The 25,109-nt window shown below is 36.3% G+C and carries 24 protein-coding genes; 22 read left to right on the top strand and 2 right to left on the bottom strand.

The genetic code is table 11. The features are described 5' to 3' along the window. Nucleotides 1-9 precede the first annotated feature (9 nt). Nucleotides 10-1,605, top strand: coding sequence for a L,D-transpeptidase family protein (locus tag VK161_RS14575; protein WP_324215526.1), 1,596 nt, complete (start codon nucleotides 10-12; stop codon nucleotides 1,603-1,605). Here the strand turns inward: VK161_RS14575 and VK161_RS14580 are convergent, their stop codons facing one another. Continuing rightward, nucleotides 1,606-2,319, bottom strand: a complete 714-nt coding sequence (locus VK161_RS14580) for a murein L,D-transpeptidase catalytic domain family protein (protein ID WP_324215527.1) — start codon at nucleotides 2,317-2,319, stop codon at nucleotides 1,606-1,608. Between the two features lie 308 nt (nucleotides 2,320-2,627). On the opposite strand from VK161_RS14580, the gene VK161_RS14585 reads away from it, so the two are divergent. From VK161_RS14585 to VK161_RS14625, 9 genes are all read left to right on the top strand, one after another. After that, nucleotides 2,628-4,970 carry a DUF5916 domain-containing protein gene (locus VK161_RS14585; protein ID WP_324215528.1) on the top strand — a complete coding sequence of 781 codons (2,343 nt, stop codon included), beginning with the start codon at nucleotides 2,628-2,630 and terminating at the stop codon, nucleotides 4,968-4,970. An 88-nt stretch (nucleotides 4,971-5,058) separates the two neighbouring features. Then, the gene (gene gpmI / locus VK161_RS14590) at nucleotides 5,059-6,576 is read left to right on the top strand and encodes a 2,3-bisphosphoglycerate-independent phosphoglycerate mutase (RefSeq protein WP_324215529.1); all 1,518 of its coding nucleotides are present in this window, start codon (nucleotides 5,059-5,061) and stop codon (nucleotides 6,574-6,576) included. Between the two features lie 4 nt (nucleotides 6,577-6,580). Next, nucleotides 6,581-7,201, top strand: coding sequence for a DUF523 domain-containing protein (locus VK161_RS14595; protein WP_324215530.1), 621 nt, complete (start codon nucleotides 6,581-6,583; stop codon nucleotides 7,199-7,201). A gap of 133 nt (nucleotides 7,202-7,334) precedes the next feature. Then, nucleotides 7,335-7,985 carry a leucine-rich repeat domain-containing protein gene (locus VK161_RS14600; protein ID WP_324215531.1) on the top strand — a complete coding sequence of 217 codons (651 nt, stop codon included), beginning with the start codon at nucleotides 7,335-7,337 and terminating at the stop codon, nucleotides 7,983-7,985. Between the two features lie 5 nt (nucleotides 7,986-7,990). After that, entirely contained in the window at nucleotides 7,991-8,695 is a 705-nt protein-coding gene (locus VK161_RS14605; RefSeq protein WP_324215532.1) for a TerC family protein, read from the top strand. Between the two features lie 6 nt (nucleotides 8,696-8,701). Then, entirely contained in the window at nucleotides 8,702-9,373 is a 672-nt protein-coding gene (locus tag VK161_RS14610) for a TetR/AcrR family transcriptional regulator (protein WP_324215533.1), read from the top strand. 4 nt (nucleotides 9,374-9,377) lie between these two features. Further along, entirely contained in the window at nucleotides 9,378-11,045 is a 1,668-nt protein-coding gene (locus tag VK161_RS14615) for a peptidase domain-containing ABC transporter (RefSeq protein WP_324215648.1), read from the top strand. 2 nt (nucleotides 11,046-11,047) lie between these two features. Continuing rightward, complete coding sequence (locus VK161_RS14620; RefSeq protein ID WP_324215534.1) at nucleotides 11,048-12,394, top strand: HlyD family secretion protein; 1,347 nt, start codon at nucleotides 11,048-11,050, stop codon at nucleotides 12,392-12,394. Between the two features lie 143 nt (nucleotides 12,395-12,537). After that, nucleotides 12,538-13,923, top strand: a complete 1,386-nt coding sequence (locus tag VK161_RS14625) for a TolC family protein (protein ID WP_324215535.1) — start codon at nucleotides 12,538-12,540, stop codon at nucleotides 13,921-13,923. A 43-nt stretch (nucleotides 13,924-13,966) separates the two neighbouring features. Here the strand turns inward: VK161_RS14625 and VK161_RS14630 are convergent, their stop codons facing one another. Continuing rightward, nucleotides 13,967-15,244 (bottom strand): acetyl-CoA hydrolase/transferase family protein, encoded by a 1,278-nt coding sequence (locus tag VK161_RS14630; protein ID WP_324215536.1) that lies wholly within the window; start codon nucleotides 15,242-15,244, stop codon nucleotides 13,967-13,969. Between the two features lie 158 nt (nucleotides 15,245-15,402). Here VK161_RS14630 and map point away from each other — a divergent pair, with 158 nt between their 5' ends. The 12 genes from map to VK161_RS14690 all read left to right on the top strand — a co-directional run bounded on the left by map (nucleotide 15,403) and on the right by VK161_RS14690 (nucleotide 25,109). Next, complete coding sequence (map, locus tag VK161_RS14635) at nucleotides 15,403-16,221, top strand: type I methionyl aminopeptidase (protein ID WP_324215537.1); 819 nt, start codon at nucleotides 15,403-15,405, stop codon at nucleotides 16,219-16,221. 44 nt (nucleotides 16,222-16,265) lie between these two features. Next, nucleotides 16,266-17,036, top strand: a complete 771-nt coding sequence (locus VK161_RS14640; RefSeq protein WP_324215538.1) for a class I SAM-dependent methyltransferase — start codon at nucleotides 16,266-16,268, stop codon at nucleotides 17,034-17,036. A 211-nt stretch (nucleotides 17,037-17,247) separates the two neighbouring features. Further along, nucleotides 17,248-17,841: a DUF4255 domain-containing protein gene (locus VK161_RS14645; RefSeq protein ID WP_324215539.1), complete on the top strand. Its 594-nt coding sequence runs from the start codon at nucleotides 17,248-17,250 to the stop codon at nucleotides 17,839-17,841. A 200-nt stretch (nucleotides 17,842-18,041) separates the two neighbouring features. Beyond that, nucleotides 18,042-18,764: a hypothetical protein gene (locus VK161_RS14650; protein WP_324215540.1), complete on the top strand. Its 723-nt coding sequence runs from the start codon at nucleotides 18,042-18,044 to the stop codon at nucleotides 18,762-18,764. Between the two features lie 19 nt (nucleotides 18,765-18,783). Beyond that, the gene (locus tag VK161_RS14655; RefSeq protein ID WP_324215541.1) at nucleotides 18,784-20,904 is read left to right on the top strand and encodes a phage tail sheath C-terminal domain-containing protein; all 2,121 of its coding nucleotides are present in this window, start codon (nucleotides 18,784-18,786) and stop codon (nucleotides 20,902-20,904) included. Between the two features lie 27 nt (nucleotides 20,905-20,931). Continuing rightward, on the top strand, nucleotides 20,932-21,360 hold the full coding sequence (locus VK161_RS14660) for a phage tail protein (RefSeq protein WP_294924179.1): 429 nt from the start codon (nucleotides 20,932-20,934) through the stop codon (nucleotides 21,358-21,360). 2 nt (nucleotides 21,361-21,362) lie between these two features. Continuing rightward, the gene (locus tag VK161_RS14665) at nucleotides 21,363-21,809 is read left to right on the top strand and encodes a phage tail protein (RefSeq protein WP_324215542.1); all 447 of its coding nucleotides are present in this window, start codon (nucleotides 21,363-21,365) and stop codon (nucleotides 21,807-21,809) included. 1 nt (nucleotide 21,810) lies between these two features. Beyond that, the gene (locus VK161_RS14670; RefSeq protein ID WP_324215543.1) at nucleotides 21,811-21,969 is read left to right on the top strand and encodes a DUF5908 family protein; all 159 of its coding nucleotides are present in this window, start codon (nucleotides 21,811-21,813) and stop codon (nucleotides 21,967-21,969) included. A gap of 3 nt (nucleotides 21,970-21,972) precedes the next feature. Then, nucleotides 21,973-22,656 (top strand): LysM peptidoglycan-binding domain-containing protein, encoded by a 684-nt coding sequence (locus VK161_RS14675; protein WP_324215544.1) that lies wholly within the window; start codon nucleotides 21,973-21,975, stop codon nucleotides 22,654-22,656. Next, nucleotides 22,657-24,402, top strand: a complete 1,746-nt coding sequence (vgrG, locus tag VK161_RS14680) for a type VI secretion system tip protein VgrG (RefSeq protein WP_324215545.1) — start codon at nucleotides 22,657-22,659, stop codon at nucleotides 24,400-24,402. 3 nt (nucleotides 24,403-24,405) lie between these two features. Continuing rightward, nucleotides 24,406-24,696, top strand: coding sequence for a PAAR domain-containing protein (locus tag VK161_RS14685; RefSeq protein WP_324215546.1), 291 nt, complete (start codon nucleotides 24,406-24,408; stop codon nucleotides 24,694-24,696). Nucleotides 24,697-24,698: 2 nt separating this feature from the next. Then, on the top strand, nucleotides 24,699-25,109 hold the full coding sequence (locus VK161_RS14690) for a GPW/gp25 family protein (RefSeq protein ID WP_324215547.1): 411 nt from the start codon (nucleotides 24,699-24,701) through the stop codon (nucleotides 25,107-25,109).

A 25,109-nucleotide genomic window follows, 5' to 3' on the forward strand; every position in this document is an offset into this window, starting at 1 on the left:
CAATAGCCTATGGGGAAAATCTACTTCGTTTTTTTATTTACTTTTTTTATTTCCTGCCAGGATCACAAGTCTGTTACCAATACAGAAAGTGCTTCCTTTATGGATATTTTTGGTTTTTTTAAGGAAGATAAAATTAAGATTGACTCTACTTTAATTCTTTCGTACAACGACACCATTTTAAAAGCATTTTACAAAAAAAACAATTACGAAGTAGCATGGGATTCAAAAGAAAACAGAAACCTTGTTTTGAACGAATTGACTCAATCCTACCAAGATGGTTTAGAGCCTAATGATTATTATGTTCAGTATTTGCAACGTTATGAAACCAAATACGATAGCTTGACTGAACCTGAATTGATTACTTACGATATTCAACTGACGAGAAGTGTTCAAAAATTCATCAATCATTTAAATAAAGGAAAAGTAAACCCATATGAAATCTACGATGATTGGGATTTAGGAAAGAAAACAATTGACGCTAGTGTTGTCCTTCAAGAATGTTTTGATCAAAATAATTTTACTGAAATTTTCGAAAAACAAAAGCCTCAACTCAAAATGTATCAACAATTGAAATTGGCTTTAAAAAAACTTAATGAATTTCCTGACACCACTGTGGAGCAAATTGATTTAAGGGAAAAATTCAACCCAAATACTTCATCCAAATCGATCATCACCATCAAAAGAAAATTAATTTATTGGGGTGATTTGAAACGAAAAGATTCAGCTTTGACCAAACTCTACGACAAGGAAACTCAAACTGCTGTCAAAAAATTTCAGAAACGACATGGCTTAAGACCTGATGGAGTCATTGGACGCGGAACCATAGAAGCATTAAACTATTCACGAGACCAACGAATTGAGCAAGTAGTTGTCAATATGGAACGACTGCGATGGTTGCCCAACAACTTGGGAAATCACTACATTTTAGTTAATCTTCCTGATTATTATCTCACTGTATTTAAAGACAACGACAGCATTTTATCACATAAAGTTGTGATTGGAAAAGACTCTCGAAAAACACCATTATTATCATCTAAACTGACCAATATTGTTTTGAATCCGAATTGGACGGTTCCACCAACTATTTTAGCAGAAGATGTTTTTCCGGAAGCAGTGCGAAGCAGAAGCGCATTCAGTCGAAGAGGTTTACACATTTTGGATTCTAAAAATCGTGAAGTCAGCGCTTCTAAATGGAAATTGTCTGATGCCAAACGATACAAATACGTTCAAAATCCGAGTAAAAACAATTCGTTAGGATTTATGAAAATCAACTTCAACAACAAGTATGCGGTGTATTTGCACGACACCAATCATCGTAATTATTTCAAATACGATTACCGCGCTTTGAGTTCGGGTTGCGTTCGCGTTGAAAATCCACTTGATTTGGCCGAATATTTACTTAATGATTCCGAAAATTGGAGCATCGAAAAAATAAATGAGCTAACGAAAGACGCTAAGAAACTCCAAACCAAAACCATCAACATGACGGAAGATATTTATGTTCATTTCACCTACAACACTTCGTGGATGGAGAACGACCAACTTCAATTTAGAGACGATATTTACTGTTTGGATGCCGATTTGTATTCTAAATTGCGTTATTAATTACAGTAAAATGCTTTGGTTAGAATGATGATGAATAAACAAACACGATTTGTTTTTGATGGTAGAAATAATCGATTTTGTCAACTCCAAAGGCAATGCTGGACAACCAAAACTTCTTCCTAATCGGTTGTGTTCTCTGATAAAGCCTTCAGAAACATAATCGGCTCCGTGAATTACAATTGCTCGACTTCGGGCATTATCGTTTTTATTTTTTTCTAAACCATCAAGTTTTAAGGAAAGTCCGTGCGAACCTTGATACGTTTCACTGGTAATAAAAAAACCTAAGCTACTTTTGTACGATTCATTTTCATTTGAAAACGATTGAGCATTGAGCTCACCCGAATTTTTTCCGTGGGCTACTAATGAATGAAAAAGTACTTTATTTTCATCCATATCAATCACCCACAATCTTTTTTGTGTAGAAGGCAAATCAAAATCAATTATAGTAAGAATGTTACTCTGGATAATTTGTCTGTCTTTCAAAACATCAAAACCGTCCATAGCTTTTGAAAAAGAATCGTATTCGGGCAAATCAAAACCATTGGATTCAATGGATTGATAACGTTCAAATTTTTCGTCAATTATCATTGAACTAGGAACAACCTCAGATTTCTTGGTCGTTTCTATCAAATTAGCGCTTTTTATTGGTAAATCCTTTTTAATAGTAAAGGAACAAAAGCCAATTAGCGCTAAACTCAAAAAGCGTTTCAACATAATAGTAATTTAAGTTAATAGTAAATTTGGGGTTACAAACATAAAAAACCGATTCAATAAAAAAAATAAAATCGACACTTTTTGTCGTTTATTTACATATTTTATCGATTAATTACATTTTTTAACTTTTTATATAATTCTTTTCTTACTTTTGCGTCAATGATTAAATGTTAATTTTAATCGGGTTTCATTTTTATATTTATATTTGCTTTTCCAACCCTAACTCAATGCTAAAGAAAAAACTAATAGTCCTTTTTCTATTTGTTTTGATGTCAACGTTTTGTAATGCTCAAAGTGAAAAGAAAACTTTGAAAACAAAATTCACATCAGAAAAAATTACAGTAGATGCCAAACTCGATGAAGAAGCATGGAAAAATGCTGAAATAGCAACCAATTTTGTTATGGTTGAGCCCGATAATGGGACTTTGGAATCTACAGAACGAAGAACTGAAGTAAAAATTGTCTATAACAACGACGCAATTTATGTTGGAGCCATACTTTATGATAATCCTAACACTATTAAGAGAGAACTTACCATTAGAGATGATTTTGCAACTGCTGATCATTTTGGTATTACGTTGAATGGTTTTAATGATGGCCAACAGGATTTTCGCTTTTTGGTTAGCGCAGCAGGTGTTCAACAAGATTGTGTATATACCGAATCAAACGGTGAAGATTTTTCGTGGAATGCCATTTGGGATAGTCATGTAGAAATTACTGATTTTGGTTGGGTAGTTGAAATGAAAATTCCATATGCTGCTTTGCGTTTTTCATCAGAAGAGAAACAAACTTGGGGTTTGAACTTGTACAGAGAAGTGCGCCATTTAAGACAAAAATTTACTTGGAATCGTATCGACAACAACATCAATAACGAAGCCAATCAAGCCGGAATTTTAGAAGGTATTGAGAATATAGAAACACCAACACGTTTGTTTTTAATTCCGTATTCTTCTTTTTATTTGAATGCTAATGACGACCAAAAAACCAAAGGCGAATTCAAAGGTGGTTTGGATGTAAAGTACGGAATTAACGATGCTTTTACTTTGGATGCGATTTTGGTTCCCGATTTTGGTCAGGCGGCTTTTGACAAAGTAGAATTGAATTTGGGACCGTTTGAACAACAATTCAACGAAAACCGACCATTTTTCACTGAAGGAACCGAACTTTTCAGTAAAGGGTTTTTATTGTATACCAGAAGAATTGGCGGCAGACCATCGACACGCGCTACGCTCAATGATGACGAAGAATACGAAGAAAATCCTCCTACAAAAGTTGATTTACTCAATGCGTTAAAAATTTCTGGAAGAACCAAAAGCGGACTTGGAGTTGGTGTTTTGAATGCCGTTACAGAAAAAACATCTGCTAAAATCAGAAATACTGTCACTGGTGAAACACGCTCTGAAGTGATTGAACCTTTGGCCAATTACAATGTTTTTGTTTTGGATCAACGATTCAGAAAAAATTCTTCCGTTTCTTTTCTCAACACCAATGTTACCCGAAATGGTGAATTTAGAGATGCGAATGTTTCTGCATTGCTTTTCGACTTAAACACTAAGAAAAATACGTTCAACTTATCGGGTGATTACAAATACAGTTACATCAACGAATATCAAAATAATCCAAACCGCTCAGGTTACAACACTTCCTTAAATTTTGGAGAAACCAGCGGAAAATACCGTTTTGCCTTTGGTGGCCAATACGTTTCAACCAATTGGGACAACAATGATTTGGGAATTAATTTCCAAACACATTATCACACGCTTTATTTCAATCACAGTTACCGAATTTTAAATCCGACTAAAAAATTCAATTCGTTTAATGTGAACAGCAATTATTATTCAGAATTTGATAATAGAACTGGAAGATTACAAGGATTTAACGGAAACTTGAATTTCAACATTACCTCAAAACAAAATGATTATTACGGATTTGGATTCAATGGTAGTCCATTCGAAACGTATGATTTTTACGAACCGAGAACGGAAAACGAACAACGCTTTCTAAATGTTCCCAAATGGATTAACCCTTGGATTTTCTTTTCTTCTAACTACAATCGAAAATTTGCTATCGACATCAATCCATTTGCAACTTTTTTTGATGGTGATAACCGTTATAACGCTGGTTATTACATCAGTCCACGTTACCGTTTTACAAACAAATTTTCGTTGATTTACGAATTTTCGTTCAACTTCCTAAACAACAACCTAGGTTATGTGAATGACGATGACAACGGCATTTACATCGGAAAAAGAGACCGCACCATTTACACTAATTCTATATCTGGAAAGTATACAGTCAACAACGTAATGAACTTCAATTTATCGTTGCGTCATTATTGGTCGTTTGCCGTTTACGATAGTGTTTTTAATTTACAAGAAGACGGAAGCTTACTTTTGAATCCGTCTTACTCTACCAACCACGATGAGAATTTCAATACCTGGAATCTGGATTTATCGTATTCCTGGTGGTTTGCTCCCGGAAGCCAGATTTCTGTTTTGTACCGAAACAATGCCTTGACCGATGCTTCTGGATTAACAGTTGACAAGGATTTCAGCTCTAACATCAACAACTTGGTCAACAACAAAAACTTAGACCATATTTTTTCCGTTAGCATCCGCTACTTCATCGATTACAATTCACTAAAAAGATAACGATTTCGTTAGTATTTTTTTCAAAAATCAACTCCATTTTCAACAGTAAAAAACGGAAATGAATTACCTTTGTTAAAAATGAATTCTAATGAACAAAAAAGTAATTTTAATGATTTTAGACGGTTGGGGGAAATCACCCGACCCAAAAGTTTCCGCTATTGACAACGCAAACGTACCTTTCATAAATAGTTTATATACAAAATACCCCAACGCTCAATTACGTACTGATGGTCTGAACGTAGGTTTACCCGAAGGTCAAATGGGCAACTCCGAAGTAGGTCACATGAATTTGGGCGCCGGACGAATTGTCTATCAAGATTTAGCCAAAATTAACTTGGCGGTTCACAACAAAACCATGAATCAAGAACAACCGCTTCTTGATGCTTTTCAATACGCACTTGATAACAACAAAAAAGTACATTTTTTAGGCTTGGTTTCTAATGGTGGAGTACATTCACATACTTCGCATCTGTACGGATTATTGGAAGCTGCACAAGCTTATGGTTTGGAAAAAGTATTCATTCATGCTTTTACCGATGGCCGCGATGTTGATCCAAAATCGGCTTTGCTGGACATTGCCAATTTACAAGATTATGTAAAAGATTCAAATGCCAAAATTGCTTCTGTTATTGGACGTTATTATGCAATGGATCGAGACAAACGCTGGGAAAGAGTCAAATTAGCTTACGATTTACTGGTAAATGCTCAAGGCGAACATTCGACAAACATCGTTGAAAGTATTGAAAAAAGCTATGCTAATGACGTAACGGACGAGTTCATTCAACCGATTGTCATGGTTGATGCTGAAGGCAAGCCTATTGCAACCATCGAAGAAAATGATGTGGTGATTTTCTTTAATTTCAGAACCGATAGAGGACGCGAATTAACTGAAGCTTTGTCGCAAAAAGACTTCCACGAATTCAACATGCATAAAATGAATTTGTATTATGTAACCATGACTAATTACGACGATACCTATCAAAACGTCCACGTAATTTACGATAAAGACAACATCACTGAAACGTTGGGTGAAGTTTTAGAAAAAGCAGGAAAAACACAAATTCGCATTGCCGAAACCGAAAAATACCCACACGTAACCTTCTTTTTCTCAGGCGGAAGAGAAGTTCCGTTTGTAGGTGAAACCCGAATTTTACGCAATTCGCCGAAAGTAGCAACTTATGACTTGCAACCCGAAATGAGTGCTTTCGAATTGAAAGATGCTTTGATTCCTGAATTAAATAAAGGCGAAGTTGATTTTGTATGTTTGAATTTTGCCAATGGCGATATGGTTGGACATACTGGTGTAATGGAAGCTGCTATAAAAGCCTGTGAAGCCGTTGATGCTTGCGTAAAGGAAGTGGTAGAAGCCGCCTTAGCCAATAATTACACTACCATTATTATTGCTGATCACGGAAATTGTGAAACCATGATCAATCCTGATGGTTCACCAAATACAGCTCACACGACCAATCCGGTTCCGATTATTTTGGTTGACCCTGAACTAAAAAACATTAAAGACGGCGTTTTGGGCGACATTGCTCCCACTATTTTAGAATTAATGGGAATTGAAAAACCAACTGTAATGAAGTGTCACTCATTATTATAAAAATATGACTGATAAAGAGTATTTGCGTAACTTACGAATTCCAACTCCCGAAAATCCATTGCGGGTTTTGACTAGTGCGTGTCTAATTGGAACGCAATGTGGTGCAAACGGAACGAGTTATGGCGAATACCCAAGCGTTGTGAAATTAACTCATTACAAGAATATACTCATAACACCATTTTGCCCTGAACATTTTTCTTTTGGAACACCAAGAGAAATGTGTGACATTTATGGTGGCGACGGATTTGATGTACTTAATGGCAAAGTCAAAGTGATTACCGAATCGGGAATTGATTGGACCGACGGAATGATAAAAGCATCCGAAAAAATGCTCGAAGTAGCCCGAAATGCCAATATTGAACTGGCCGTAATGATGGATGTAAGTGCCGCTTGTGGCAGTCAGGTAATTTACAACGGTAATCGTTTTGCTCCAACTCCAGTTCATCAAATCGGAATGGGAGTTTGTGCGGCTCAACTTACATTAAACGGCTTCAAAGTGATTAGTCAACGCGACTTTGAATCGTTAGAGATTCTATATTCCAAACTCGATGCAAATCATTTGATCAATCCTGATGCAAAAGACCACGACCAAAACGAATGGGTTTTGAATTATTTTAAAAAATAAGTTTTCACTCTGACAACTATAAAAGCTTCTCAAACGAGAGGCTTTTTTTATAAATAAAAGTTAAAATTTCATTTTTAATAGTATTACTATTATCTTTGCGTAAAATATTATTAATTTTAATACACTTAAAATTATGAAATCAATTATGCAACTCGTACTCATCGGATTAGTTTTGCTGACTCAAGAAGTTAATGCTCAAAATCAGAATCCGCAAAATACAACTCAAAAGGAGTTTACCAACTTAAAAGAAGCGCTTAAAAATCCGGAACAAGTAGTGTTTTTGAACTTAAGTAATCAAACCGAAGTGGTACCCAATTCTGTTTGGGAGAAGTTCATCAACTTGGAATATTTAAGTTTAAAAAACGATCATTTACAGCAAATTCCAATCGAGATTACGAGTTTAAAGAAACTGAAAATAGTAGACTTGAGCGGTAATGACTTTCAAACCTTACCTATAGAATTCATCAACCTACAAAACCTAGAAGAAGTGTATTTGAATGATGAAAAAAATATGAATCTCCCAAAAACCATCGAAATCTTATCCAAATTACCCAAATTAAAATCATTGCATTTAGAAAACGACCAACTTGAAAAGCTACCCGATAATCTTAAAAAATTAGAACACCTAGAGTCGTTGTACCTCAATCAAAATCGGTTCATAGAAATCCCAAAACAAATTGAAGGATTGCATCATTTGCAGTACTTAGATTTAAATAACAATCAAATCAGATCCGAACTACAAGACGTTAAAAACCTCAACTTCGGATTTAAAATCAAATTTTAACACACATGATGGACGCAATTGTACCTTTATTATCACTTATCGCATTGGAAGTCATCCTAGGAATTGACAACATCATTTTCATTTCGATATTAGCCGACAAATTACCCGAAAGTCAGCGCAACAAACTCCGCTATTGGGGAATTGGCCTTGCAATGCTTATGCGATTGGCTTTATTAGCACTGATTTCATGGATTTTAAAACTCGATTCTACACTGTTCAGAGTATTTGAAATTGATTTCTCCGGAAAAGGCTTAATTCTTATCCTGGGTGGATTATTCTTAATTTACAAAAGCACCAAAGAAATCTACCACAAAACTGAAACTTTGAATGCTACTGCTACAAGTGAAATCAAAAAAGGAAGTTTTGGTAAATTATTAGGCGAAGTAATTCTACTCGATTTGGTGTTCTCCATCGATTCCATTATTACGGCTGTTGGTATGGTACAGGAACTTTGGGTAATGTATACAGCTGTAATTGTAACAGTAATTATAATGCTCATTGCTTCAAAACCGATTAGCTCGTTCATAACCAAACATCCTTCATTTAAAATTTTAGCATTATGTTTTTTAATGATGATAGGTGTTTCGCTTATTGCAGAAGGCTTCCAATTCGAAATCCCGAAAGGATACATCTATTTTTCTATGGCATTTGCTTTTTTGGTTGATGTCATTCAAATGAAAACCATTCCTAGTCAACAAATTCAAAAATAAAGAATCATGAAAGATATGCTTTCCAACATCATCATAGCAGTTAACGATAAACTGTATGTAAAAAACCCAGAAACTTCCGAATTAGGAAAAAAAATAATCGAGCACAGCATCATTCTAATTGACGAAATTGGGTTTGAAAATTTCACTTTTAAAAAATTAGGCGAGCGAATTGGTTCCAACGAAAGCTCCATTTACCGCTATTTTGAGAGCAAACACAAACTATTGTTGTATTTGTCTTCTTGGTATTGGGGTTGGATGGAATACCGATTAGTTCTTGCCACGACAAACATTCACAATCCATTTGAAAAACTGCGAAAAGGAATCGAAATCGTAACCGAAAAAGTAGAAGACGACATCTCAACAACTCATATTGACGAATCGATACTGAATAGAATCATCATTGTTGAGTTTACCAAAACACTACTCACCAAAGAAGTGGATCAAGAAAATAAAGAAGGATTTTTCTTGGTATACAAAAGAGTAATCAACCGATTGATTGAAATGATTTCGAATGTAAATCCAAATTATCCTTTTGCCAAAAGTTTGGCATCCTCTATTGTAGAAGGCGCTTTGCATCAACACTTTTTACGCAATCATTTAAAGACCATTACCAATTGTAACGAGACCATTTCTCCAACTGATTTTTATCTGAATCTTGCCGAAAACACTTTACGATAACACCATGACACTAACACCATTACAACGTTTTTATAATCTTTTAAAACTTGACCGAAGAGACATTTCTCAAATCTTTTTCTATGCCATTTTTGCTGGTTTAGTGAGTTTATCTTTGCCTTTGGGCATCCAAGCCATCATCAACCTAATCCAATCCGGAAGAGTGAGCATTTCATGGATTGTATTGGTTTTTATTGTAGTAATTGGCGTGGCTTTGGTCGGAATTTTATCGTTAATGCAATTGCGCATTACCGAAAATCTTCAACAGAAAATCTTTGTTCGCTCTTCGTTTGAGTTTGCTTATCGTTTGCCAAAAATCAAATTTGAAGAATTGTACAATCAATATCCGCCCGAATTGGCCAATCGCTTTTTTGATACATTAACCATCCAAAAAGGAACATCAAAATTGCTGATTGACTTTTCGTCGGCTATGTTGCAAATTGTATTCGGAATTATTTTACTGTCGTTGTATCATCCGTTTTTTATTGTATTCGGATTGCTATTATTGCTACTTCTCTACTCTATTTTTAAATTTTCCTATAATTCAGGATTATCCAGCAGTTTGAAAGAATCCAAATACAAGTACAAAGTAGTAAGTTGGTTGCAAGAAATAGCTCGAAATAACTTTAGCTTTCGCAAAAAAGACAATTTCGAATTTGCTCTGGATAAAAACAACAAATTGGTTGAAGAATACCTCAATTACCGCGAAAAACATTTTGGTGTAATAAAAAGACAATTTACCCAACTTATTGTTTTTAAAGTAATCATTACCGCAAGTTTGCTTTTGATTGGAGGTTATTTGGTTCTGAATCAGAAGATGAATATTGGTCAGTTTGTGGCTGCAGAAATCATTATTTTGTTGGTCATTAATTCGGTTGAGAAAATCATTGTCGGATTGGAAAGTTTGTACGATGTACTCACTTCCATCGAGAAAATTGGACAAATTGTTGATTTGCAAATCGAAGAACCCAATACCAAATCACCCGATTATTGTTTTACCAATATCAGTCTCGAAGCCGAAAATTTGCGTTTTAAATTTCCCGATTCCAATGATTATGTGATTGAGAAAATCAACCTTAAAATCGAACCTTCTGAAAAAATTTATTTGGAAGGAAATAATGGCTCTGGAAAAACAACGCTCATCCGAATTTTATCAGGTTTATTACAACCTAGCTCAGGCTCGTTTTACATCAATGATGATACGTATCGAAAAATTGATTTGACTCAATATCGATCTCAAATTGGTTCGATAATTACAGGAGAAACTCCGTTTGAAGGAACAATACTAGAAAACCTTACTTTCAACAACCCAAATGTGCCACACGAACACATTAAATGGGCGATTGACAGTGTAAAATTGGGTGACTTCATCAAATCATTACCCAATGGTTTAGACACAAAAATTTTCCCCGAAGGCAAACAATTGTCGTCGTCCAATGCCCAAAAAATTCTGTTGGCTCGTAGCATCGTCAATAAACCAAAAATTCTGTTTTATGAAGATCCTTTGGATAAAATGGACGAAGATGCCGCTCGAGAAATCATCGATTTTATTACCGATGAAAAACAGAAATGGACTGTAATTGTGGCTTCAAAAAACGACTACTGGAAGCAGAAATGCACTCGAAATATTATTATGAACGAAGGAAAAATTAATCACGATTCAAAAGCGAAATAATTATGTTGAACATTTCTAAAAAAAATCCGATTACCGAAAACATCGAACAATTCAGTTCGGTGCGCAATTTGACGCATCGTCCGCACTATAAAATCCTGAACCGAATCATTCTCGGTGTGACCATAATGGTGTTGATTATTTTCTTTTTGCCGTGGACACAAAACATCTCGGGTTCAGGAGCAGTTACGACTTTAAAGCCTGATCAGCGTCCGCAAACCATACATTCTGCTATTGCGGGAAGAATAGAAAAATGGTACGTCAAAGAAGGCGATTACGTCAAAAAAGGCGACACTATTTTGTTCATTTCCGAAATCAAAGAAGAATACTTCGACCCCAATTTGGTGAACAATACCAAAAGTCAGGTGGATGCCAAAAAAATGGCCGTTCAATCATACGGAAGCAAAGTCAACACGCTTTCCACTCAAATTGCTGCCATCGAAAACGAAAAAGATTTGAAACTGCAACAAGCCAAAAATAAAATCCGTCAATCACTGCTCAAAGTCAAAAGCGACAGTATGGATTTGGAAGCGGTAAAAACACAAATCAAAATTGCAACCACACAGTTCAATCGTTCGGTTACACTCAACAAAGAAGGCTTAAAACCTTTGACTGATGTGGAAGAGAAGCGCTTGAAATTGCAAGAAGTCGAAGCGAAAATCATCACTCAAGAAAACAAATTATTGGCCAGTAGAAACGAATTGATCAACGCCAAAGTTGAAGTCAATCGCATCTCAGCCGAATACGCCGAAAAAGCATCCAAAGCCAAAAGCGACCAATATACTGCACTAAGCAGCCAGTACGACACTGAAGCACAAGTGAATAAATTGCAAAATCAATACGTGAATTATCAAATCAGAAATGGTTTGTATTACATCAAAGCACCCCAAAATGGCTACGTCAACCGTGCCTTGCAATCGGGAATTGGTGAAACCATTAAAGAAGGAACTCAAATTGTGAGCATCATGCCTGCTAAGTACGACATTGCAGTAGAAACTTTTGTTTCTCCAACCGATTTGCCGCTCATTCACAAAGGAGAAAAAGTACGTGTGTGGTTCGACGGTTGGCCGACAATAGTATTTTCGGGTTGGCCCAACATGAGTTACGGAACTTTTGGTGGTAAAATTGTTGCGGTAGAAAATTTCATCAGTTCGAATGGCAAATTCAGAGTACTGATTGCTCCCGATGAAAACGAAGCACCTTGGCCAAAACAAGTCAGTATTGGTTCGGGTGCACAAACGTTGGCTTTGCTCGAAAACGTTCCGGTTTGGTTTGAATTGTGGCGAACTCTCAACGGTTTTCCACCTAATTATTATCAACCACAAAATAAAGCAACAGCAGAGAAGAAATGATTTTTTTTTTTGAACGACCCGAGCGAAAACGAACTGGCGAAGCAAAGGCTTGGGCATTCTTGTAATCCATTTTCCTGCTGTCCGTCTCCGCCTAGGCGGATTACTCCCATCAGGGTTAGAAAACAATCAAAAGGCAACAAAAAATGAATTTTAAAACACTCTTTTTTATACTATTCACCACTTGGGTTTCAGCACAAAACTCCAATGTACTGACCTACAATGAATATTTAGGTTATGTCAAGAAATTCCATCCTTTGGTAAAAAGCGCCAACTTGCAAGTCAACAGCGCACAAGCCAATTTGATGATGGCACGCGGTGGTTTTGACCCAAAAATTGAAGTCGATTTTGATCAAAAACAATTCAAAGACAAAGAATATTACTCGTTGCTCAACAGCAGTTTTAAAATTCCAACTTGGTACGGAATTGAAGTCAAAGCCGGATTTGACAACAGCGAAGGAATCTACGTAAATCCGCAAAACACTTTACCTAACCAAGGATTGACTTCGTTGGGAATCAACGTTCCCGTTGGTCAAGGGTTGTTGATCAATCAACGAATGGCCGATTTGCGCAAAGCCAAAATTCAAATTCAGTTGAGCGAAGCCGAACGAAAGTTACAGGCTATTGAAGTATTGTACGATGCTTCGGTAGCGTATTTCAATTGGAAACGAAATTACAATGAGGTCGAATTGTATAAAAACTATCTGAAGAACGCTGAAATTCGTTTCAACGGAGTTGCCGAATTAATTAAAAACGGCGACAAACCAGCAATTGACAGTGTTGAAGCCGGAATCATCGTACGCAACCGAAAACTGAGTTTAGAAGATTCCCAATTGAAATTAACCAAAGCCAAACTGGAATTGTCAAATTTTTTATGGCTGGAAAATAATGTCCCGTTAGAATTGCAAGACGCTATAATTCCCGAGGAAAATTTAGAACAAACCATCAAAGAAACGTTGCGTACCAACGATTTGATGTTGGCGAATCCATCATTAGACAATCACCCAAAAATTGATGCATTAGAAAGTAAAATCGGAATTTTGGAAGTCGAACGCAAACTCAAAGCCAATCAATTATTGCCCAAAATCGACTTAGGCTATCATTATTTATCCGAACCGAATGCCTTTTCAACCACAGATTTCAACAATTATAAAGTGGGTGTCAATTTTAGCTTTCCGATTTTTCTAAGAAAAGAACGCGGAAGTTTAAAAATAGTACAATTCAAAATTCAAGACACACAATACGAGTTGAATCTACAGAAAGTTCAACTGACGAATAAAATAAACGCGCAACAAATCGAGATCAATTCATTGGAGCGCCAACGTCAGTTAATTGGTGATTTAGTCAATGATTATTCAGTAATGTTGAACTCCGAAGAACGCTTATTTTCGTTTGGAGAAAGTTCGATTTTTTTGATTAATTCGAGGGAAAACAATTTAGTCAGCGCACAACTTTCGCAACTGAGTATGGAAAATCGCTACTTCATTTCGAATGCCGAGTTGTTTAAAATCATGGCCAATCCCGACTTATAATTCAATTGCCACTAGCTAAAGCCAGTGGCAATTGAAAAAATTACTACTTATAATTATTCAACATTTCGTAGTACTGTCGTTCAATACTTTCTTGATGATTGGGATGCGCAATTTTAACCAATTCTGTCACACGTTGACGCAAAGTTTTTCCGTATAAATCGGCGATACCATTTTCGGTAATAATATAGTGAACATGCGCTCTTGTACTTACCACTCCAGCGCCTTGTTTTAAATACGGAACAATTCTGCTTTCGCCACGTTTGGTAATCGATGGTAATGCGATGATGGCTTTTCCACCCGGACTCAATGATGCACCTCGAATAAAATCCATTTGTCCGCCAACACCCGAAAACATATTCGGACCAATAGAATCCGCACAAACTTGTCCGGTTGCATCAACTTCAATAGCTGAATTAATTGCCACCATTTTTGGGTTTTTACGAATACGCGCTGTGTCATTCACCATAGACGATTCTTTCATTTCAAAAAATGGATTGTCATCTACATAATCGTACAAGCGTTTCGAACCCATCAAGAATGTGGCTAAAACGCGTCCGCGCAAGGTTCCTTTATAATTACAATTGATGACGTCTTTTTCGATTAAATCAATGACACCATCCGAAAACATTTCAGTGTGTAAACCTAAATCTTTGTGATTTTTCAATTTACTTAACGCCGCATTGGGTATTGAACCAATTCCCATTTGTAACGTACTTTGGTCTTCAATTAAGGAAGCGATGAATCCACCTATTTTTTCTTCTTCGGCAGTAAACGGAACCGGTTCGTGACCATAAATTGCCTCATCAACCTCAACCAAATAGTCAATTTCAGAAACGTGTAGAATTCCATCTCCAAAAGTACGCGGCATCTGTGGGTTGACTTGTGCTACTACAATTTTAGCGTTTTCAATCGCTGCTACTGTGGCTTCAACTGAAACTCCCAATGAACAATAACCATGACTATCCGGAGGCGAAACATGAATGAACGCCACATCAAGTGGAACCACATTTTTGCGAAACAAATACGGCAATTCACTCAAAAAAACAGGTGTATACGAACCATTTCCTGCTTTTAAAGTATGACGTACATTGGCACCAATAAAAAACGAATTTACGTGAAAACTTTCGGCCAAGTCAGGATTGGCGTATCGGGCTTCGCCTTCGACATGAAGGTGACAAATTTCTACATTACGAAGTTCTGAAGCTCTTTCGGTTAATGCATTTGCCAATACGGTTGGCGCTGCGGCTGCGGCTTGAAGATATACTCTATCGCCTGATTTTACTACTTTTACAGCTTCTGCTGCGGAAACATATTTACTCATACCTTTTGAATTTTATGCAAAGTTAGAATGTGAAATTATCATAAAATATGACAAAACTCATAAATGGAGAAATTCCAAATTAGAAAAAACAAATTCCAAAAATGAATAATGCAATACTGAACACTTTTCACTATTTTTGCACTCTGAATTTACAAAAAATGATCATACCAAAAACACGAGAAGAAATTGAATTAATGCGTGAGAGTGCATTGTTGGTTTCTAAAACATTAGGAGAAATAGCCAAAGTCATCAAACCCGGAGTTACGACTCTTGAATTGGATAAATTAGCTGAAGAATTCATCAGAGACAATGGAGGAGTTCCAGGTTTTTTAGGACTTTATGGTTTCCCTAATTCGTTGTGCATGAGTCCGAATGCACAAGTTGTTCACGGAATTCCGAATGCAAAACCTTTAGAAGAAGGCGATGTGATTTCGGTTGATTGTGGTGTTTTGAAAAACGGCTTTTATGGCGATCACGCCTACAGTTTTGAAATTGGAGAAGTAGCGCCAGAAGTAAAAAAATTACTTCAAGTGACTAAAGAAAGCTTGTACGTTGGTATTCGTGAGTTTAAAATTGGGAATCGTGTAGAAGATGTTGGTAATGCGATTCAGAAATACTGTGAAAGTCATGGTTATGGTGTAGTTCGTGAATTAGTTGGCCATGGTTTAGGCAGAAAAATGCATGAAGATCCAGAAATGCCCAATTATGGTAAAAAAGGAAGAGGAAAATTGTTTGTTGAAGGCATGGTTGTTGCGATTGAACCGATGATTAACATGGGAACCAAAAACATCAAGCAGTTGAAAGACGGTTGGACGATTTTGACTGCCGATGGAAAACCAAGCGCTCATTTTGAACACGATGTAGCTTTAATTGACGGGAAACCCGAAATTTTATCCACTTTCCAATACATTTATGATGCTTTGGGAATTGTCAGTAATGAAGAAGATGAGTTTAGAAAACAGCCTTTAGTCATTTAGTAAAAACTTAAATTTTCTTTTGTGCCTTTGTGGTAAAAATAAAAATGAAAAAACTATTCAAGTTAATATTAAACACTATTCCTCGACCAATATTAATTCGGCTGAGTATAGTGGTGCGCCCAATTTTAGCATTTCTATTAAAAGGAAATCGTTTTACCGATCCAATTGATGGAAAAAGCTTCCGAATGTTTTTGCCCTACGGTTACGGAAATCAACGCAACAATGTACTTTCTCCCAGCACACTTTCATTAGAAAGACATCGATTATTATGGTTGTATTTGCAAAATGAAACCGATTTTTTTACTTCAAAAGAAAAAAAGAAAGTACTGCATTTTGCTCCTGAACAAGAATTTTACAAACGCTTTAAAAAGCAAACCAATATCGATTATACTACTACCGATTTACTATCACCTTTGGCCGATGTCAAAGCCGATATTTGCAATTTGCCTTTTGAAGACAACTCGTACGATATTATTTTTTGCAACCACGTTTTAGAACACATTCCAGATGATACCAAAGCCATGCAAGAATTGTATCGAGTTTTAAAGCCAGGTGGAATGGGGATTTTTCAAATTCCACAAGACTTATCAAGAGCAACCACATTTTCAGACGATACTATAACGGATCAAAAAGAGCGTGCCAAAATATTTGGTCAATACGATCACGTTCGCGTCTACGGAAGAGATTATTTTGACAAATTAAGAAGCATTGGTTTCAAAGTAACAGAGGAAGATTATACTTCAAAAATCACTCCCGAATTAGTAGAAAAATACTGCTTAGCCAAAGGCGAAATCATTCCGATTTGCTTTAAATAACTCATCATCTATTTTCATAATAAACCATCAATCTAATCAATAGTTTGATGGTTTTTTTAATTGTATTTCTTAAGGGAATTTCTCTAAGAATAAAAGCTATTTTCCTTAAGCAATAACCGTGTTTTTCCTGAGCAAATTTGGAGGTTTTAACTCTGTTTTGATACCTAATTTGAGATGTAAATTTGGTAGCTAATCAAAACGAACCTCTAAGATGATTTTTGAAGTGATTCAAATAATTTCGGAACAAGTAAACAACTATCTTTTCGAGATTGGATTGGAGAAAACAGTGGTGCCTGAAAACATTGCTTTTTTAGAATCACAAAACGAAACGGTTGCGGAAAATCTGGAAGACAAAGTAGCACTTACCATGATTAACTTAGACGAAGAGTCTACTCTGAAAAATTTCCCAAATCATTCGATAGAAAATTCGAAAACAGTTTATAAAAATAGTGTCATCAATCTAAATCTGTACCTACTTTTTAGCGCCAACAGAACCATATATATTAATTCACTCAACGATATTTCTAAAATTATTGAGTTTTTTCAAGGTAAAAAGTTGTTTACTCAAGCCAACACAATTTACAACCGAAATAATACCGCCATGAGTAACATCGATAATTTTCGATTCACAGTTGAACTGTACACACCAACCTTCGAAGAATTGAATTACATCTGGGGAACTTTGGGTGGCAAACAACTTCCATCGGCACTTTACAAAGTGAGTATGATTCAAATTGAGCGAAATATTGCTCAAGGCGAAGGAAGCTTAATTAATCAAGTAAAAGGTATAACTAAATCTGAGTAATTATTATGAGTTTTGAATATTCATATAGCCTCCTTTTTGAAGTTACTGTATTTCATAATTACTTTCTAAATGATGGTGAATCTGTTTTTGGGAGCATGACCAGTGAAGAAAAACAAAAAATGCTTTCAAAATATGATCACGAAAATTTTATTAGCATAAGTCCTTGTATTTCAACCCAAAAGACTTTGAAGAATTATAAAATGCAATTCAAAAAAACCAAAACTGGTTTTAGAATTTACGCTAAAGTAAAACAACTGGACGAAAACGATCCTTTGTATAATCTTGACCCATTTATTGAGATTCCAACCGATTTAGAATTAATTTTTACTATGAAAATTAACGATTATCAGTTTGAAAATTACACGGATTTATCTTTTTCGTCCAATCAACTTTTCTATTTCGGCAATGCAATTCCACTCAGAATTGAATACAATGAGCCAATTCCTGATCCTAATCCAGTAAAACAAGTTTTTAACCCAGTAGGCTTTAATTACATTCCATTGCTCACAGACAACATCTTTGTTTCTGACGACTTTTTAGCTTCAGAAGAAGAATCAAACAACCTGTATCCCGATTTTGAAGCAGCCGAATCAAGAGGCCTTTTTGGAATCCTATCCATTGCGATGACTGGACATGATTTAGCGAGCAGCATTTTAACTAATCAAAATAAGATTAGTGCTCCTACTAAAGAGTTTTTAATCCATTTTGACAACAGAAAAACCATTTGGAAATACATTAATAGAAAAGATGCAACCGAAGTTGAAACCAACTCTTCAAAACCACTTACCTTTTCTGGGTTTGTTGAAATTGATCCGTTAACTGACTTCACTCCTGCTGAACCTGCAGAAAATCAATATCCCAATCCATCAGTAAAATCAATCATAAAAATCAATAGTGATTACTATTCGGAAATATTTATTTAATAATTAAAAACAATCAATTATGGCAACAACTTACAAAACGCCTGGAGTATACGTTGAGGAAATCGTAAAGTTTCCTCCATCGGTGGCACAGGTAGAAACAGCAATTCCTGCTTTTATTGGCTATACTGAAAAAGCCACCAAAAAAATTGAAAATGATTTGGATAGAGTTCCAACGCGCATCACTTCGCTGCTTGATTTTGAAACTTATTTTGGATTTGCTTATCCCGAAGACTCCATTTCTGTTGAAATTACAGATGTTGTCACTGACAATGTCGTTACCGAGCGAAATATCGTAGTCAATCAACCGAGTAGTCCAAAACCTTTTTTGATGTATTACGCATTACAAATGTATTTTGCAAATGGTGGTGGACCATGTTATATTGTTTCTGTCAATAAATACGAAGATAGTAATGGTAATGAAAACTCGGTACTCTTTGGTGATTTATCTGATGGATTAACACTATTAGAAAGTGAAGACGAACCAACATTGATTTTATTCCCAGATGCAAAAGCATTAAGTGAAGTAGATTTTTATGCTTTGTATGGTGATGCATTAACACAATGCCATGATATGCAAGATCGTTTCACCATAATTGACACACATACTTGCAGTGATATAGAAGATGATTCTGAGGTGCTGAGAGACAGAATTTCCTTGGAAAAAGATTACCTAAAATATGGGGCTGCATACTATCCTTATCTAGAAACCATCTTGGATTACAGATACAACGAAAGCGATATATTAATCAATCATTATACGAATGTTCCGGATGCAATTTCTACAGCATTTGGAGAAGTTGAGGATGCATTAGCAACCATACAACCAACAATCACTAGCTTAATTTCAATTACTGATGATGACGCCGATTTAACAAACGATTTAATTTCAGGTAGTATTGCTGATGTGTTGAGTTACATAGATGATGGCCCGATCGGATACAACAATGCTGATACAGGTTCGGAAACATTTACGGTAGCTTTGACTGCTGCTTTCACACCACTTTTAGAAACATTAACCACCAATTTAACCAGCCTTATTTCTGACAAAGAAAAAATCAAAAATGCTGCAAATTCAGCCATTGCTTCTGTTGAGGAAATTGCTGGAGCTGGAGATAATCTTCAAGCTGCTTTAGACACTTTTACTGGTCTTTTTGAAGGAGCTAATAAAATAGAAAAAGTAACCAGCAATTTAATTGATTTAACTGCAAAATTAAAAGCTGCAAATACCAATCTGAAAGTGGCACAAAACGTAAAAACAAATACTACAAATGTCATATCAGAAATTGGAAAATTATTGTCATTTACTGTCCCAGCTGCAACAACTGACTCAATTATTGAGTTGCCAGATAATAGTCTAACTATAACTGTTGATGTCTTTAATCAATCAACACCAACTGAAGATATGGTGACACTTGTTGAAGCAATAAGAGACGAAATCAACAATGTAACAACAACAGACACCAACAACGGAGCTATGAACGGTCGTTACCTTGGTGATATTGAAGGTTTAGACAATAAATCGTACAATGCAATAAAAGCAGAAATCTCTAACTTACCAATTACACTGCCTCCAAGTAGTGCTATGGCGGGAATTTATGCCCGAGTAGATTCGAATAGAGGTGTATGGAAAGCTCCGGCTAACGTTGGTGTAAACTATGTTGTGAAACCTGCTTTAAAAATAACAAACGGTGACCAAGACAACTTAAATATTGATACCGTTGGTGGTAAATCCATCAATGCCATCCGAAGTTTTACAGGTAAAGGAACACTAGTTTGGGGTTCAAGAACTCTCGCTGGAAACGATAACGAATGGCGTTATGTTCCGGTTCGTCGTTTCTTCAATATGGCCGAAGAATCCATCAAAAAAGCAACTGAGCAATTTGTATTCGAACCTAATGATGCCAATACTTGGATCAGAGTTAGAGCGATGATTGAAAACTTTTTAATTCTGCAATGGAGAGCAGGTGCTTTGGCGGGTGCAAAACCAGAACAAGCATTTTATGTTCGAGTTGGACTAGGTCAAACCATGTCGGCCTTAGACATTTTAGAAGGCAGAATGATTATTGAAATCGGAATGGCAGTAGTTCGTCCGGCTGAGTTCATCATCCTTCGTTTCTCTCACAAAATGCAAGAATCTTAATTAATATCAACGTAAAAAATACACATCATGAGTTATCCATTACCAAAGTTTCATTTCTCAGTTGACTGGGGTGGAACAAAAATAGGTTTTACAGAAGTTTCAGGTTTGGATGTTGAAACCGAAGTAATCGAATACCGTCAAGGCGCAAGTCCAGAATACAGCAAAATTAAAATGCCTGGCATGCAAAAATTCTCCAACATCACCATGAAAAGAGGCACTTTTAAAAGTGATAACGAATACTATGCTTGGTGGAATACGGTGAAATTAAATACTATCGAACGTAGAGACATTACCATCAAATTGCTCAACGAAGAACACGAACCCGTAATCACATGGAAAGTTAAAAATGCTTGGCCAACTAAAGTTCAATCGACCGACTTGAAGGCAGATGGAAACGAAGTTGCAATCGAATCTATGGAACTTGTTCACGAAGGTCTATCCATCCAAAATGACTAATCATGGCTAATTATTATCCACCTGTTGGTTTTCACTTTTTAGTTGAATTTGAAGGTCTTGGATCGCAAGAAAAAGACCATCAATTTCAATCGGTATCCGGTTTATCTGTTGATATCGAAACCGAAGAAATTGCCGAAGGTGGAGAAAACAGATTCAAACACAAACTTCCTGTCAAAACAAAATATCCCAATTTGACATTAAAAAGAGGAATGTTGATTGATTCTGCAGTTATTGATTGGTGCCGTGATGCGATTGAAAATTTCTCGTTCAAACCAGTGAATCTTACCGTCAAATTGCTCAACGAAGAACACCAACCTTTGATTTCTTGGAATGTCGTTCATGCTTATCCAATTAAATGGTCGGTAGAAGATTTTAATGCTGAAGAAAGTAAACTCGTAGTAGAAAGTTTCGAACTCACTTACAATTATTTCACCTTAATTAAGAGTTAGTATGCCCATTGAAATAAAAGAACTTCACATCAAAATTAATGTGAACGAAGGATCCAAACCCTCAGCTTCTCCATCCGCAACAAAAGGCAAAAGTGAAGATGCTGTTGCTGAATGTGTGGAACAAGTACTGAAAATTATCGAACGTAAAAAAGAACGCTAAGCCATGCCTGGAGAATTAGAAAAATTGAAAGTGGTAGCTTATAGTGACCCGGCATTTAATAACAAAATTGCCGATGGTGAATTTTCTACTTTGATGAATCCAGAAAAGTACACCTATCACTATAAAATAGAAGCGGATGACACTCAAGCAGCTGGAACGAGTACGGTTTCTCCGAAGTTCAGTAAAAAATTACCTGAAAATTTGGAACTCGACTTTGTTTTTGATCGCTCTGGAGTAATCAACGGTTACGAAAGTTCTGACGATGGCATTATTGACGATATTGAAAAATTCAAAAAAGTCATTTTGGATTACAATGGCGACGAGCACAAACCCAATTACCTAATCATTTCTTGGGGAACATTACTCTTTAAAGGTTCGTTGACCGAAATGGATGTTGAATTCAAGCTTTTTAAACCCGATGGAACTCCGGTCAGAGCAGTTGCAAAAGCTAAATTTCAAGGTTTTGTTGAAGATGATTTAAGAGCCGCAAAAGAGAACAATAAATCGCCTGATTTAACACACCATCGTATTGTAAAAGAAGGCGATACTTTACCTCTGATGACGTTTCAGATTTACGGAGATTCAAAATACTACCTCGAAGTAGCCAAAGCCAATAACATTGTCAATTTTAGAAAATTAAAAACAGGGCAAAAGATTTTTTTTCCACCTCTCCAAAAACAATCTTAAATGAACAATAGTGGAGTCATACAAACCAGTCAGAGTGCCGATTTAGTAACGCACAAACTTTTAATTGAAGGCGAGGAATTATCCAAAACTTATCAAGTAAAAAGTATTGTGGTGCAAAACGAAGTCAACCGCATTCCTATGGCTCAAATTGTTTTAGTAGATGGAGAAGCTTCGGAACGAGATTTTAAATTGAGTAATGAAGAATTACTGATTCCAGGTAAAAAAATTGAAATTACTGCGGGTTATCACAACGATGAAGAAACCATTTACAAAGGCATAATCATCAAACATTCAATAAAAATTAAAGGAGGTGCTTCTTTGTTAATTATCGAATGTAAAGATGAAGCGGTAAAATTAACCATCGGAAGAAAAAGCAAATACTTCTATGATGTTAAAGACAGCGCAGCATTTGAGGAAATAATTGACACTTACGGATTGGAGAAAGACGTAGAAGCTACCAATTTTAGTCACAAAGAACTGGTTCAATACAACACTTCCGATTGGGATTTTATAGTGTCGCGTGCTCAAGCCAATGGAAAGCTTTGCTTTGTTGAAAACGGAAAAATTAAAATCGGTAAGCCTGATGTAACGTCATCATCGGTCGAAACGGTAACTTTTGGCGCCACATTATTGGATTTTGATGCCGAAATGGACGCTCGAAATCAATTCTCTAAAGTGTCTTCGTACAGTTGGGATTATACTAATCAAGAATTAGTTGAAATTGAAGCCAAAGATCCGAGTGTGAGTCTGAACGGTAATCTCACTTCTTCTGATTTAGCTGGAATAATTGAATTGGAAAATTTAGAATTGCGACACGGCGGAACCATAACTGAAGTCGAACTTCAAGATTGGGCCGATGCCAAATTACTCTTTCAACAACTTTCTAAAATTCGCGGAAGAGTAAAATTTCAAGGTATTCCAGCGGTAAAACCCAATACCATCATTACTCTTGAAGGTGTTGGTGATCGATTCAACGGAAAAGCATACATAACAGGAGTTTTTCACGAAATAACAGAAGGAAATTGGACGATTGATGCTCAATTTGGACTGAACCCAGAGTGGTTTTCAGAAACCTATGACATTCATACTCCAACAGGTTCGGGAATTCTACCTGCCATCAAAGGATTACATGTTGGCATTGTTTCGCAATTGGAAGAAGATCCCAACGGCGAAGATCGCATTTTGGTTAAAATTCCCATCATCAACAACGAAGAACAAGGCATTTGGTGCCGAGTAGCTTCGCCCGATGCTGGAGAAAACAGAGGCATCTTTTTTAGACCTGAAATTGAAGACGAAGTCATCGTTGGTTTTGTCAACGAAGACCCAAATAATGCCATCGTTTTAGGAATGCTTCACAGCAGCGGAAAACCAGCTCCAATTGTGGCATCCGATGATAATCATCAGAAAGGAATTGTCACTCGAAGCGAAATGAAAGTAGTGTTTGATGATGAAAAAAAATCCATCGGAATTGAAACTCCAGCCGGAAAAAAAATAACCCTCGACGAAGATCAAGGTGTGATTGTAATTGAAGATGAAAATTCGAATGTAATCACTATTGACAGTGCTGGTATAAAAATGGAAAGCGCCGGGAATATTGAATTAATTGCTTCTGGAGATGTCACTATAGAAGGAACGAATGTCTCCATCAAAGCCAATGCTCAATTCAAAGCCGAAGGAAATGGCGGAGTTGAAATGTCATCGAGCTCTACCGCTGTTTTAAAAGGAAGTGTTGTACAAATAAACTAAATTATGGGAGCACCAGCCGCACGAATTACAGATATGCACGTTTGCCCTATGGTAACAGGAACTGTACCCCATGTGGGCGGACCAATACTACCTTCCGGAGAACCAACGGTTCTTATTGGAGGAACTCCAGCTGCTCGTGTTGGCGATATGGCCACATGTACAGGTCCGCCAGATACCATTGCTGTAGGATCGGCAACCGTATTAATCGGAGGAAAACCTGCCGCACGAATGGGAGATTCAACTTCACATGGCGGTTCAATAATCGCTGGATTACCCACTGTTTTAATTGGTTAACTATGGAAAATAAACAAGCATTTTTAGGTATTGGATGGAGTTTCCCTCCAGAATTTAAAGAAAAAACAAAGGCAGTAACTATGTTAACTGATGAAGACGACATTAAAAGCAGCTTGGAAATTTTACTTTCTACTAAAGTGGGTGAACGCATCATGCAACCCAAATACGGCTGCAATATGGATGAACTTTTGTTTAATCCGTTGAATCGTACGCTGAAAACCTTTGTTTCCGAATTGATTAGAACAGCCATACTCTATCACGAACCTAGAATTGATGTCGAAAAAATTGATATTACTCAAGGTGATGATTTGAGTGGCGAATTATTAGTCTTGATTGATTTTAAAGTCCGAGCAACCAATTCGAGAATTAACATGGTATATCCATTCTACAAACAAGAAGGAACCGATTTATAA

Origin of the sequence: Flavobacterium sp., from assembly GCF_035299245.1 — a bacterium.
Lineage (GTDB): Bacteria > Bacteroidota > Bacteroidia > Flavobacteriales > Flavobacteriaceae > Flavobacterium.

Bases quoted from the DNA above. Each gene is read 5' to 3' on its own strand.
- VK161_RS14650 (WP_324215540.1), top strand. From the start codon at position 18,042: ATGCAATTCAAAAAAACCAAAACTGGTTTTAGAATTTACGCTAAAGTA.
- VK161_RS14580 (WP_324215527.1), bottom strand. From the start codon at position 2,319: ATGTTGAAACGCTTTTTGAGTTTAGCGCTAATTGGCTTTTGTTCCTTT.
- VK161_RS14665 (WP_324215542.1), top strand. From the start codon at position 21,363: ATGGCTAATTATTATCCACCTGTTGGTTTTCACTTTTTAGTTGAATTT.
- VK161_RS14640 (WP_324215538.1), top strand. From the start codon at position 16,266: ATGAAAAAACTATTCAAGTTAATATTAAACACTATTCCTCGACCAATA.
- VK161_RS14690 (WP_324215547.1), top strand. From the start codon at position 24,699: ATGGAAAATAAACAAGCATTTTTAGGTATTGGATGGAGTTTCCCTCCA.
- gpmI (WP_324215529.1), top strand. From the start codon at position 5,059: ATGAACAAAAAAGTAATTTTAATGATTTTAGACGGTTGGGGGAAATCA.
- VK161_RS14595 (WP_324215530.1), top strand. From the start codon at position 6,581: ATGACTGATAAAGAGTATTTGCGTAACTTACGAATTCCAACTCCCGAA.
- VK161_RS14660 (WP_294924179.1), top strand. From the start codon at position 20,932: ATGAGTTATCCATTACCAAAGTTTCATTTCTCAGTTGACTGGGGTGGA.
- VK161_RS14615 (WP_324215648.1), top strand. From the start codon at position 9,378: ATGACACTAACACCATTACAACGTTTTTATAATCTTTTAAAACTTGAC.
- VK161_RS14645 (WP_324215539.1), top strand. From the start codon at position 17,248: ATGATTTTTGAAGTGATTCAAATAATTTCGGAACAAGTAAACAACTAT.
- VK161_RS14685 (WP_324215546.1), top strand. From the start codon at position 24,406: ATGGGAGCACCAGCCGCACGAATTACAGATATGCACGTTTGCCCTATG.
- VK161_RS14600 (WP_324215531.1), top strand. From the start codon at position 7,335: ATGAAATCAATTATGCAACTCGTACTCATCGGATTAGTTTTGCTGACT.
- VK161_RS14605 (WP_324215532.1), top strand. From the start codon at position 7,991: ATGATGGACGCAATTGTACCTTTATTATCACTTATCGCATTGGAAGTC.
- VK161_RS14655 (WP_324215541.1), top strand. From the start codon at position 18,784: ATGGCAACAACTTACAAAACGCCTGGAGTATACGTTGAGGAAATCGTA.
- VK161_RS14610 (WP_324215533.1), top strand. From the start codon at position 8,702: ATGAAAGATATGCTTTCCAACATCATCATAGCAGTTAACGATAAACTG.
- VK161_RS14630 (WP_324215536.1), bottom strand. From the start codon at position 15,244: ATGAGTAAATATGTTTCCGCAGCAGAAGCTGTAAAAGTAGTAAAATCA.
- VK161_RS14625 (WP_324215535.1), top strand. From the start codon at position 12,538: ATGAATTTTAAAACACTCTTTTTTATACTATTCACCACTTGGGTTTCA.
- VK161_RS14575 (WP_324215526.1), top strand. From the start codon at position 10: ATGGGGAAAATCTACTTCGTTTTTTTATTTACTTTTTTTATTTCCTGC.
- vgrG (WP_324215545.1), top strand. From the start codon at position 22,657: ATGAACAATAGTGGAGTCATACAAACCAGTCAGAGTGCCGATTTAGTA.
- map (WP_324215537.1), top strand. From the start codon at position 15,403: ATGATCATACCAAAAACACGAGAAGAAATTGAATTAATGCGTGAGAGT.
- VK161_RS14670 (WP_324215543.1), top strand. From the start codon at position 21,811: ATGCCCATTGAAATAAAAGAACTTCACATCAAAATTAATGTGAACGAA.
- VK161_RS14675 (WP_324215544.1), top strand. From the start codon at position 21,973: ATGCCTGGAGAATTAGAAAAATTGAAAGTGGTAGCTTATAGTGACCCG.
- VK161_RS14620 (WP_324215534.1), top strand. From the start codon at position 11,048: ATGTTGAACATTTCTAAAAAAAATCCGATTACCGAAAACATCGAACAA.